This window comes from Janthinobacterium sp. 67 (genome assembly GCF_002797895.1).
GTDB lineage: Bacteria > Pseudomonadota > Gammaproteobacteria > Burkholderiales > Burkholderiaceae_D > Janthinobacterium.
This window is the reverse complement of record NZ_PGES01000001.1, coordinates 5,319,592-5,331,600: the sequence shown is the minus strand read 5'-3', so window position 1 is coordinate 5,331,600 and position 12,009 is coordinate 5,319,592. Positions and strand designations below refer to the sequence as shown.

General features: G+C 62.5%; 9 protein-coding genes. All 9 read right to left on the bottom strand.

Going from position 1 to position 12,009, the window contains the following annotated elements; all coding sequences use genetic code 11:
• Positions 1–197 precede the first annotated feature (197 nt).
• The 9 genes from rluB to CLU90_RS29430 all read right to left on the bottom strand — a co-directional run bounded on the left by rluB (position 198) and on the right by CLU90_RS29430 (position 11,894).
• The gene (gene rluB, locus CLU90_RS23865; RefSeq protein ID WP_092716000.1) at positions 198–2,267 is read right to left on the bottom strand and encodes a 23S rRNA pseudouridine(2605) synthase RluB; all 2,070 of its coding nucleotides are present in this window, start codon (positions 2,265–2,267) and stop codon (positions 198–200) included.
• On the bottom strand, positions 2,260–3,054 hold the full coding sequence (scpB, locus tag CLU90_RS23860) for an SMC-Scp complex subunit ScpB (RefSeq protein ID WP_092715998.1): 795 nt from the start codon (positions 3,052–3,054) through the stop codon (positions 2,260–2,262). Before scpB ends, rluB begins: the two co-directional genes overlap by 8 nt.
• A gap of 399 nt (positions 3,055–3,453) precedes the next feature.
• Entirely contained in the window at positions 3,454–4,473 is a 1,020-nt protein-coding gene (locus CLU90_RS23855) for a glucokinase (RefSeq protein ID WP_092715996.1), read from the bottom strand.
• A gap of 376 nt (positions 4,474–4,849) precedes the next feature.
• Positions 4,850–5,812 carry a VTT domain-containing protein gene (locus CLU90_RS23850; protein WP_092715994.1) on the bottom strand — a complete coding sequence of 321 codons (963 nt, stop codon included), beginning with the start codon at positions 5,810–5,812 and terminating at the stop codon, positions 4,850–4,852.
• 27 nt (positions 5,813–5,839) lie between these two features.
• The gene (locus CLU90_RS23845) at positions 5,840–7,531 is read right to left on the bottom strand and encodes an ABC transporter ATP-binding protein (protein ID WP_092715992.1); all 1,692 of its coding nucleotides are present in this window, start codon (positions 7,529–7,531) and stop codon (positions 5,840–5,842) included.
• Positions 7,532–7,540: 9 nt separating this feature from the next.
• Positions 7,541–8,650 (bottom strand): ABC transporter permease, encoded by a 1,110-nt coding sequence (locus CLU90_RS23840; RefSeq protein ID WP_092715990.1) that lies wholly within the window; start codon positions 8,648–8,650, stop codon positions 7,541–7,543.
• A gap of 9 nt (positions 8,651–8,659) precedes the next feature.
• The gene (locus CLU90_RS23835; protein ID WP_070219240.1) at positions 8,660–9,598 is read right to left on the bottom strand and encodes an ABC transporter permease; all 939 of its coding nucleotides are present in this window, start codon (positions 9,596–9,598) and stop codon (positions 8,660–8,662) included.
• A gap of 28 nt (positions 9,599–9,626) precedes the next feature.
• Positions 9,627–11,465: an ABC transporter substrate-binding protein gene (locus tag CLU90_RS23830; protein ID WP_232731316.1), complete on the bottom strand. Its 1,839-nt coding sequence runs from the start codon at positions 11,463–11,465 to the stop codon at positions 9,627–9,629.
• A 108-nt stretch (positions 11,466–11,573) separates the two neighbouring features.
• A complete protein-coding gene (locus tag CLU90_RS29430; RefSeq protein ID WP_139178380.1) occupies positions 11,574–11,894 on the bottom strand; it encodes a hypothetical protein in 321 nt (106 codons plus the stop codon).
• Positions 11,895–12,009: the final 115 nt, after the last annotated feature.

The following is a 12,009-nucleotide window of genomic DNA, read 5'->3' as shown; positions in this document are numbered from 1 at the left end:
TCTTCTTGTATTTCCCCAACCAGATGAAAGCACTCCCCACCAAACAACCCTGCGGAGAACTTTTATTAGGCTGCAGATTATAACCTCTTATTAACTTCGCCGCAATGCCGCACACGAGGAGCGGCCCGGCTTACAACAGTTACAAGAGCGCGCACCCGCAGCAGATCGGCGGGCGCGCAAGAAGAAACTCTTCCCGATTAACCTTTGCTGCGGCGGCGCGGCATGCCATCCATGCCGCCACGGTCCATGCCGCCACGCGGCTGGCCGCCGGAACGCGCCTGGCCACCGGCACCACCACCGGCATTGCGGCGCGGACCCGTGTTGGCGAAGCCGAATGCCGTTTGCAGTGGATCGGGCTGGCGCGGACCGCGCTGCGGCGCGCGGCCTTCGCCACCTGGACGACCCTGGCCCTGGCCTGCGGCGCGTGGCGAGCGGCCTTGCGGCGCACCTTCGAACGATGCCGACGAACGGGGTTGACCACCCTGAAATGGACCTTGCGGCTGACCACGGCCCGGACCACGCGCTTCGCCTGGACGGCCGGCGCCGCCTGGGCGGCCCTGGCCTTGCGGACGGGCGAACTGGCCTTGCGGCTGGCCACGGCGCGGCGCGACCGGGAACGGGTCGGCGTTGCGGTTGCTCACATCGATGCGGTTGCCATTCGGCTCGTCATCGCGGCTCGCCTTGCGCGCTTCGCGGCCCTTGGCGGCGCCAGCGGCGCGCGGATCGCCCGAAGGCGGCATTTTCTTTTCGATGCCGTAGGCGGCCAGCAGGTCGCGCACGGTGTTTTCATCCATCTCTTCCCAGCGGCCGCGTTTCAGGCCGCTTGGCAGGGTCATGGCGCCGTAGCGGGTACGGATCAGGCGCGACACGGTCAGGCCGATCGCTTCGAACATGCGGCGCACTTCGCGGTTACGGCCTTCGCCGATCACCACGCGGTACCATTTGTTGATGCCCTCACCGCCGCCATCGGCGATCTTCGAGAACTGCGCCAGGCCGTCTTCCAGCTCGACGCCGGCCAGCAGTTTCTGGCGCATGCCCTCTTCCAGTTCACCCAGGGTACGCACCGCGTACTCGCGGTCGATGCCGTAGCGTGGGTGCATCAGGCGGTTGGCCAGGTCACCGGAGGTGGTAAACAGCAGCAAGCCTTCCGTGTTGAAGTCGAGGCGGCCAACGGCCAGCCATTTGCCCGCCTTCATGGTCGGCAGGCGGTCGAACACGGATGGACGGCCGTCCGGGTCGTTGTGGCTGACGATTTCGCCGGCCGGCTTGTGGTACACCAGAACGCGCGGCGGCTTCTTGCTGACGCGGCGCTGGATCAATTTGCCGTTGATGCGCACGTGGTCGCTCGGCAGGATGCGCTGGCCGATGTGGGCCGGCTCGCCGTTGACGGACACACGGCCCGAAATGATCAGGTCTTCCATGTCGCGGCGCGAACCGAGACCGGCTTCGGCCAGCACCTTGTGCAGCTTCGGCGCATCGTCGTCGGACGTCAGGTCGCGGCGCACGGCCACTTTCTGCGCGCGGCCCGTGCCGCCGTCTTCGCTGTCGAAAGCGTCGGAGGTAACGAACGAGAAGACAGCATCTGCATCGCTGACCTTGCCCGGCGCAGCCTGGCGGCCCTTGCCTTTTTTACGGCTCTTGCCGGCATTCTTGCCGGCGCCCGGCACGTCGTTGCGCGGACCGCGCGGCAGGCGCGGGCCGGAAACGAGGTTGCCTTCGGCATCGAACACGTCGGCGACAGGCGCGGCGGCTTGCTCGGCGACAGGCGCAGCTTCGGCTGCCTGCGACGCTTCGGCACGCGGCGGCTGGCGCAGTGCGCGCTCGGCCTGCACGCCGCGCATCTGGCGCGGACCGCGGGTCGGGCGTGCTTCGGCCGGCTTGTCAGCGACGGCTTCCGGCGCCGTTTCAGCGACGGCGGCGGCAGCCTTGGCGGCGGCGCGGGCGCGCGGCGGACGCGGCGCAGGGGCGGCAACGGCTTCGGCAGCCGCTTCGGCGGCGTCGGCCACGACCTTCAGGGCCGGCTTGGCGCGGGTTTTCTTGACGGCTGGCGCGGCGCCTGCTTCAACAGCGGCGACGGAGGATTCAGCAACTGAGTCGGTAGCCACGTCGGCTTTGGTGCGGCGCTTCGGCTTGGCGGCGACAGCGTCGCCTGCAACGGCAGCGGCAGCCGCATCAGCTTCGATCTGGGCCTTGGTGCGGCGCTTGGGCTTGGCAACGATGGCTTCGTCGCTGGCGGTTACTGTCTCGGGTGTGTTCGGATTATTCATTCTTCGTTTCTTGGCTGTGCTGACCTGGCGCAGCGTCAACCGTTAGTTCTGGCGCAGGGTCGTGAGTGTAGGCTTCGTCCGTGGGCGAAGCATCGGGGCCGGCATCAAGGCTTGCTGTCACATCTACATCTGTCACAGCCGTATTGCTACCTGCACCAAGCTGGGGGACAAGCTCATTGCTTGCCTTGTCAAAATTTTCCTGCAGGGCCGCTTCCAGGGCTTCGAGCCCATTGCCCTGCATCTCGCTGATTTGCTGCAAAGGCGGCAGCTGGGACAGCGATTGCAAACCCAGGTCATCCAAAAACTGCTTGGTGGTAGCCAGCAAAGCCGGCCGTCCCACCACGTCGCGGTAGCCGATGGCATCGACCCAGCCACGGTCTTCCAGCATCTTGATCGTCTGCGAATTGACGGCAACGCCACGGATTTCCTCGATATCGCCGCGCGTCACCGGCTGGCGGTAGGCGATGATGGCCAAGGTTTCCAGGGTCGCCCGCGAATACTTGGGCGGCCGCTCGGGCGTCAAACGATCGAGATACATCTTCATTTCAGGGCGGCTTTGAAAGCGCCAGCCCGAGGCAAGGCTGACGATCTCGATGCCGCGCCCCTGCCACTCATCGCGCAACTCTTCGAGCAATTGCTTGATCGTGTCGGCGCCAACGCCGACACCGCGCACGCGACCGTTCTCGTCCGCATCGACGAACAGCTTCTTCAAGCTGTGGATCGTCAGCGATTCACGAGCGCACAGCAACGCGGTTTCGAGGACTTTTTTAGCCTCAATTGTATTCATAGCAATTCTGTGCGGATGTGTGTTGCAATTCGTATGCAGAGAAAGAAATCAAAAACGTTCATTTCAACGTAACAGATGGCAGACATCGATGATGACGCCGTGCTGGGTTACTAGTTGAGGCTGTTTTTCCGACGCCTTGGCCGATGCGCGCAAAGCGGGACTAAAGCGGATGCAGTGAAAGTCCTGCCATCCATGGTGCTGGCCTTAAATAACCAGCAATGAAACGAACTCCGGAGCAGCTGCTTTTCCCGTGGCGGCGAACCAGCCAGACGGGAGAGCGACAGTCGTCGTTTCATCCAACGATGCCAATTGTACCTGATAAAAAGCGGAAAAGCGCAAAACCGGGCAAAACACGCGTTTTACCCGGCCCTGGCGCGACATATCGCCCGCTTGCCCGCGTCACAGGGAGGCGAGTTTCTCCGAGAGAATGGCCGATGCGCCCAGGAAAGCTGGGTACTGGGCCGTGATGACGAAGGTCGGCACTTGCGAGACGTAGTTGGCGAAGCGGCCCTTGCGCTCGAAGCGGGCGCGGAAGCCCGAGCGGTCGAAGCGCGCGCCCAGGCGCGGCACGATGCCGCCGCCGATATAGATGCCGCCCAGCGCGCCCAGGGTGACGGCGACGTTGCCGGCCACGGTGCCCAGCATGCAGCAGAACGCTTCGATGACGTCGTCGCACAGCTGCGATTCACCGGCCAGCGCGCGGCGCGTGATTTCCGCCGCCGTCAAGTCTTCGGCCGGCACGCCGGCGCGGTCGGCCAGGGCGCGGTAGATCAGTTCCAGGCCATCGCCGGAAATCAGGCGTTCGGCCGAGACGTGCTCGTATTCGCGCCAGGCGAATTGCAGGATGCTCACTTCCGTTTCATTGAACGGCGCAAAGCTGACGTGGCCGCCTTCGCTTTGCAGGGCGATCCAGCCGCCGTGCGACGGAATCAGGCCCGACACACCCAGGCCCGTGCCGGCGCCGATCAGGCCGATGGCCGTGTTCGGACGGGCCGTGCCCGCGCCCACCTGGTGCTTTTGCTCGTTCGACAGCAGCGGCAAGGCGCGCGCCAGGGCCGTGAAATCGTTGACCACGTCCAGGGTCGTGAAACCGCACTCGTCGCGCATGGCGCGGATCGAGAACGACCAGTGGTGGTTCGTCATGCTGAGGAAATCGCCGTCGACCGGGTTGGCGATGGCGATCACGGCATGGCGCACGGCTTGCCCGCCGGCGGCGGCGATGTGCGGCAGGGCCAGGTAGGCTTGCAGGGCGGCGGACAGGCTCGGGTAATCGGCACAGGGCAGCACTTCCACCAGGGTGATGTGGCCAGCGGCCACTTCCAGGGCGAAACGGGCATTGGTGCCGCCCACGTCGGCCAGCAGGCGCGGTCCATCGGCGAAGGCGGAAGTCGGCAGTACGGGTGAAGACGAAGCGCTCATGATTTTAAATGATGAAGTGGGACGCATGGGACGCCAAGCTTAAAGGATGAATGCGCCCGGAGGCAAGCAAAGTTTGTAGTTTAAGTACATCAAAACAAGCCTTTATTGGTAGTTCCACTCCAAATGCAACAGGCAGCGCCAAAATTGCTTAGAAACAATAATTTATAGTAAGTACTCGCACTCGGGAAACGCACGAAAAGCATGCTGCACAGCAGCAGGAACGGCCATGAAAACACAGTATGCCGCAGTTTGCGCAAAGCCGCTTTGTACGCGGCGGCGCGGGCGCGGCACTGCCGTCCGGGCGGCACCGCACAGCGGTTTTCGTATTATTACTACCGGTTTTAGGTCCTGCCTGCCATGCGGCAGGCAGCGCGGATCAGGAAGGCAAACCTTCACCCAGCAGGCTGGCGGGCGCCGGCTGGTCGGAACGGTAGGCGGCATTCCACGCGTCCAGGCCGCCATGCAGGGGTTTGGCCCGGTGAAAGCCGTGCTGGTGCAGCAGCTTGGCCACTTGCGCGGCCGTCACGTCGTTGGGACAGCTGCAATACACGATGATGTGGCGGTCCTTGTCCATGGCGATCAGGGCGGGCACCGGTTCCTTGCCATTGAAGAACAAGGCGCCCGGCACGGCCGGCTCCAGCGCCTGCGCCGTGGCGCTGCGCGCGTCGACCATCAGCGGCTCTTCGCCCTGCTCTATCAGTTCGAGCAATTCATCGATGCCGATGCGCTCGATCTGCAAGGCCTGGCGGAAACGCCGGCGTTCGAGAAATTTGTACAGCAGGAACAGTCCCAGCAAGGCGGCCAGCATCAGCAAGGCCGTGCTGCCCATGGTGCTGAGCAAGTCGAGCACCTGCTGCACGCTGGAATGGAAGATCACGCCGACGGCGATGCCCGTGCCGCTCCACAGCAAGCCGCCCAGGCCCGCGTACAGGAAAAACAGGCGAGGCGGCGTGCCCAGCGCGCCCGACATGGGCGCGGCCACGGTATTGAAACCCGGCACGAACTTGGAGACGACGAGGGCTTTCGGCCCCCAGCGCTTGAATTTGTCTTCCGTCTGGCTGACGCAGTAATCGGGCGACAGCGAGATGCGGCACAGCAGCCGCAGGATGCGCTTGCCAAAATGGCGGCCCGCGCGGAACCACGTGAAGTCGCTGATCAGGCAGGCGCCCAGCGCGGCGGCCAGCACCAGCGCTCCATTCATGTCGCCATCGACGGCCAGCGCCCCCGCCACCACGAGGATGGGAAAGGCGGGAATCGGCAGGCCGAGCTGCTCCACCAGCACGATGCCAAAGACGATCAGGACACCGTAATGTTCGAGCAGATAAATGAGGTTGGGCATGGCCGCTATCTTACCGTAAAAAGTGCCTTACAACTGCACGCCCTTCGGTATGGCGCTGAGCAAGGTGCGCGTGTACGGGTGCACGGGATTGCGGTACAGCTCATCCGAATCGGCCAGCTCCACCACTTGCCCCTTGTGCATCACCATCACCTGGTCGGCGATGTATTTCACCACCGATAAATCGTGCGAAATGAAGATGTAGGACAGGCCGAATTCATCCTGCAAGTCCTGCAACAGATTGAGCACCTGCGCCTGCACGGACACGTCCAGCGCCGAGACGGATTCGTCGCAGACGAGGATTTCCGGCTGCATGGTCAGGCAGCGGGCAATGGCGATGCGCTGGCGCTGGCCGCCCGAAAACTCGTGCGGATAGCGGTGGAAAGCCTGTTCCGGCAAGCCGACCTTGTCGAGCAGCCAATAGGCCTTGGCGATGCGTTCCTTGTCGTCGGCGCCGATGTTGTGGATGCGCATCGGCTCGAGCAAGATCTGCCCCACCGTAAAGCGGGGATTCAGCGACGCATACGGATTCTGGAAGATGATCTGGATACGGCGTTTATACGGCAGGTATTCCCTGTTCGGCATGGCAATCAAATCCTTGCCGTGGAACATGGCCGTGCCGCCCGTTGCCTGGTGCAGGCGCAGCAGGGTCAAGCCCACCGTCGTCTTGCCGGAACCGGATTCGCCCACCACGCCCAAGGTCTTGCCACGCGGCAAAGTGAACGACACATCCTTGACGGCCTGGAATTCGCGCTTGCCGAACAGGCCTTCGCGCGTATAAAAACTTTTGCTCAAGTTATTCACCACCAGCACGGGCTCGTCGCCCGGCGTGTAGCCGCGCGTGCGTTGTTTGACTTCCACGCCGGGGCCCGCCTTGCCTTCCATATAGTCGGCAATGACGGGCAGGCGCCATGGGCGCTCGTCGAGCGAGGGCCGGCAATGCAGCAGGGCTTTCGTATAACTGTCTTGCGGCGCTTCGAAGACCTGGCGCACCTCGCCCGTCTCGCGTACTTCGCCGTGGCGCATGACGATCACCTGGTCGGCGATCTCTCCCACCAGGCCCAGGTCGTGGGTAATGAAGAGCACGGACATCTGGTGTTTCTTTTGCAGCGCCGCGATGAGGTCCATGATCTGCTTCTGGATCGTCACGTCCAGCGCCGTCGTCGGTTCGTCCGCGATCAGCAGTTTCGGTTCGCAGGCGATCGCCATGGCGATCATCACGCGCTGCTGCTGGCCGCCCGACATCTGGCTCGGGTAGGCGTCGATCTTGGTGGCCGGATCGGGAATGCCCACTTCCTCGAGCAGCGCCAGGGTGCGCGCCCGCGCCTGCTTGCGGTTCATGCCCATGTGCTGGCGCAACACTTCCGCGATCTGGAAACCGACCGTAAACACGGGGTTCAGCGACGACATCGGCTCCTGGAAGATCATCGAAATATCCTTGCCGCACATGGTGCGCCGCTCGGCAATCGACAGGTCCAGCAGATTGCGCCCGCCAAAATGGATGCTGGAGGCGGGGGCTATGATGGTGTTATCCGGCGGCAGCAAGCCCATCACGGCCAGGGAGCTGACGGACTTGCCGCTGCCCGATTCGCCCACGAGGGCCACGGTGCTGTTGCGCGGCACGTTGAACGAGATACCCTTGACGGCTTCGAACGTGGTCTTCTTGTCCAGGCGGAAGGTGACGCGCAGGTCGCGCACTTCCAACAGGTTATTCTGGTCCATGAGCAACTCCTATTTCACTTTGGGGTCGAGCGCATCGCGCAAGGCATCGGTAAACAGCGAGAACGCCGTCACCAGCACGGCCATCGCCGTGGCGGCGGCTGTCAGCTGCCACCATTTGCCCAGGATCAGTTCATTTTGTGCCTCGTTGAGCATGCTGCCCCACGAGACGGTGCCCACCGGCACGCCAAAGCCGAGGAAACTCAGGATCACTTCCGCCTTGATGAAGCCCACCACGAGGATCGACATCTGCACCAGCGCCACGTGGCTGACGTTGGGGAAAATGTGCGAAAACATCTTGCGCCAGTGCGAAGCGCCAATCGCGTCAGCCGCCATCACATATTCGCGCGCCTTGTGCTTGATGTATTCGGCGCGTATCAAACGGTACGGCCCCGTCCAGCCCGTCAAGCCCAGGATCAGCACGATGGTCAGCACGCCCTTCTGCTGCAGCACGGCCGCGACCGTCAAAATCATCAGGATGGACGGAATCGACGTGAAGATGCTGTAGAACCAGTTGAAGAAGTCATCGACCATGCCGCCGAAGTAGCCGGACACGGCGCCAAAGAGCGTACCCAGCACGACGGCCAGCAAGGCGGCCACCAGGCCGACGACGATCGACGTTTCGCCGCCCTTGATGGTTTTCTGGATGATGTCGTGACCCCACTTGTCGGCGCCGAACGGCAGTGTCGCCGCCTTGTGCGTGACGAGCTTTTTCGTCTTGCCCACGCCGGCGCGCAAGGCCGTCAAATCGTCGGCCAGCGGGTCGGTGACGCCGTACATATCGACGCCGGCCGATGGATTGCTACCCATCTGGGCGCGCAGTTCCGCGATGTCGTCGGCCAGCGGATCGAGCACGTTGACGGGCGTCGGTGCGCTGCGCTCATCGGCCAGGGGAATGGCGCCGTCGGCGGCCACGTCCTTGTCGGCACCCACAAACGTGGGTGGCGCGTAGCTGACGGCCACTTCATCTTCCCAGTTCGAAGCGACCAGGCCGCTGGCGGACGCCAGCACCAGCAGGAAAAAGGCGCCGACCACGGCCAGCGATACCATTGCAATCTTGTCGCCGCGCAAACGGCGCCACGCCAGGGCCCACAGGCCGGGCGATGTATGAGGTTTCGACATCGTCTCTTTCTACTTCAGTTGTACGCGAGGATCGACCGCTTGGTACAGCAGGTCGGTGAGCAGGTTGAAGAGCATGGTGGCGGCGGCAACATACACGGTAATCGCCTTGATCACCGGAAAGTCGCTGCGCTCGACGGCCAGGATCACTTCACGCCCGATGCCGGGGATGCCGAAGAAGCGCTCGAGCAGGAAAGCGCCGATCAGCAGGGCCGGCAAGTTCGACATCACATAGGTAATGATGGGAATGCCGGCGTTGCGCAGCACGTGGACCCACATGATGCGGCCTTCCTTGAGGCCCTTGGCGCGCGCCGTGCGCACGTAATCCTGGTTCGCCTCGTCCAGCACGAAGGTGCGGAACAGGCGCAGGGTCGGCGCGATGGACACGGCCAGGCCGATCAGGATCGGCAGGGTCGAATAGCGCAGCAGGTTTTCCCAGAAGCTATCGCCCCAGCCCTGCACGGGGAACAGGCCCAGCTTGTAGGCGAAGCCGTACTGGAAGACGATGATGTAGACGAGGATGGAAATCGACATGCCCACCGTGCAGGCGATCATCACCATGCGGTCCGTCAGCGAACCGCGCACGAAGGCGATGGCCAGCGCCAGCGCCACGCCAAAGAACGTTTCCAGCACGGTCAGCGGGATCAAGACCATCATCGACGGGCCCAGGCGCGAGGTGATGATGTGCGACACGGACTCGCCGGTCGCCCAGCTCTGGCCGAAGTCAAACGTGACGATCTGCTTGATGAAGATCCACAGCTGCACATAATACGGCTGGTCGACGCCGAGCTGGCGGCGGATGTTGGCGATGCTTTCCGCACTGGACATCTTGCCGGCCAGGATGTAGGCGGGGTCGCCGCCCACCCAGTTAAATAAAATGAAGACCAACAGGACCACGCCCAGCATGGTCGGCAGCATCTGCCACAGGCGGCGCAGGATATAAGCGAACATAATGATTCCTTGTCTTTATAAGCCGCGCTTATTTATTGGCCGGGGCCGCAGGGGCAGGCGCCACTGGCGCACCCGTGCTGTCGATATCCATGTACGCCCATTCCTGGAACAGGATAGGGTGCTTCTTGTAGCCGAGCACCGACTTTTGCGCCAGCATGTTGCGGTAGCGCGCATAGCCGATCAGGGCGCCCGCGTTCACTTCCAGGCGGCGCGCCATCTGGTGGTACAGCGCATCGCGCTCGGGGCTGGCCGGCATGGACTGGCTGGCCGCGTACCATTTGTCATATTCAGGGTCCTGGTAGCAGCCATTGTTGTTCTGGTGCGTGTTCGGGCCGTAGAACAGCTGCATGAAGTTGTCGCCGTCCGGATAGTCGGCCAGCCATTGCGCCGTGCGCGACTGCATCTTGCACTGCTTTTCCGTCTTTAAAATGTCGGAAAAGATCATGCGGTCGTTTTCCATGCGGATGCCCAGCGAGTTGTAGGTCTTGCGCCACATTTCCGCCTGCAGCACACCATTGGCTTCGTTGCGCGAAGCGTAGCGGATCAAGAGCGGCTTGCCGTCCGGCAAAGTACGCCAGCCGTCGGCGCCCTTCTTGTAGCCGAATTTATCCAGCAATTTATTCGCCAGCACGGGATCGTATTGCAGCAGGGATTTGTAGTGCGGATCGTAGCCCACCACGCCCGGAGGGATCGGATAGTCGAGGCGCTTGGCCTGGCCATTCCAGATGATGCGGATTTCTTCATCGATATTGTGCGCCATTGCAATGGCACGGCGCAGCGCGATCTTTTCCTTGCTGAAACCGCCCAGGGTCGGGTCTTCCATATTCCAGTAGTAATAGCTGATTTCCGGGTCCAGCAGGCGCGACAGTTGCACGCCCTTCTCCGCCAGTTCGGGACGCAGCTTGCCGTTGAGCATCGCTTTCGGCGCCAGCGGGCCATCGAGCCAGAATACGTCCGTGCCGCCGCTCTGGAACGACAGCCAGCGCGACTGGTCTTCGATCATCACGGAAATTTCGATGCGGTCGATGGCGGGAATGCGCTTGCCCTGCATCTGGCGCACGATGCGCTGGTCGTCCGGGTCGTCGCCGGCCAGGAAATTCCACGTTTCCGGCAAGTGCTGCGGGTTGCGGTTCAGGACGATGCGGTTGCCGCGCGTCCATTCCCCGAGCGTGTAGTAGCCGGTGCCGACGGGATTCGAACCCACTTCCCCCTTCACGTCGCCATACTTTTCCACCACTTCGCGCGCCAGCGCCGCCGTCGGCACGTAGGCGAGGATCATGGGGAAGTTGAAATCGGTCTTGGTCAGCGTGATACGCAAGGTGTACGGGTCGAGGATTTCCAGGCCGGCCACCTTCTTGCTGTAGTCAAACTTGTTCGCCTTGGCCGCGTCCTTGGCCAGGTCGTCCAGCCCCACCACCTTGCCTTCGAGCAGCCAGGTGTGCGGCGAGGCCAGGCGAGGGTCGAACAGGCGCTTCCATGAATACACGTAATCGGCCATCGTCAGTTCGCGGCGCTTGCCGCCAAACGCCGGGTCCGGCGTGTAATAAATACCTTTTTTCAGGCGGATGGTGTAGGTCTTGCCGTCGGCCGATACTTCCGGCATGGCGGCGGCAGCGCCGGGCACCACCTTGACGGGGCGCGCCAGGTAGTCATAGGTGTACAGGGTGTCGAAGACGGCCTGCGTGATGTGGTTCGAATACAGGTCGCGCGCGGTGGCCGGATCGAAGCCCGTCTCGGCGGCCGGCAGGATATAGCGCAAGGTTTTGACCGGCGCAGCCGCGGGCGCGGCATCTGCGGCAATGGCCGCCAGCGGCAGGGTGGCCAGGCAGGCGAGCAGCGCCATGCGCCGCATCCATGGTGACTTCATGTAATACCCTTCATCTCGATTATCTGTCGCACCGTATTGGTGCGCTTGTACTGGCTTCCCCCTGGGATACAGGATTCCACCGCCAAAACCAGTCCACCCTCGCAAGATCTATGCCTTGCTCACAGCCAGCCGCGCCGATGCACGGACGCGCTGGAAAACGCGTAACGATAACGCATATTTTGCATGCCGGGCGAAAAGCCGCGGCAGTTCTCGCGTGCGCAGCAACAGCCATGCGCATTGCCGAGGAAATTTTCCGCGTCGCAACATAGCCAGGCCAATGCCGCGCAAAAGCGCATTGGTAGAAACCCTTATGTCCGTGAATGAGCGCACTTTTTGTCGACGGGCAGAAAACGCATAGCGCAGTGCAGCATTAAAATAATTGCCAATAATGAAACATCCAAACTTTATAAAAAACACTGTTGTTTCCATCCCGAAATGTCACATCTGCGCGTTGACAAGGTTTCTCGGCAAATGGTCTTATCAATGGCGGCATCTCACACGATATGCCGTTTGACCAACAGCGATTGCCAACGCAGCAATCTTT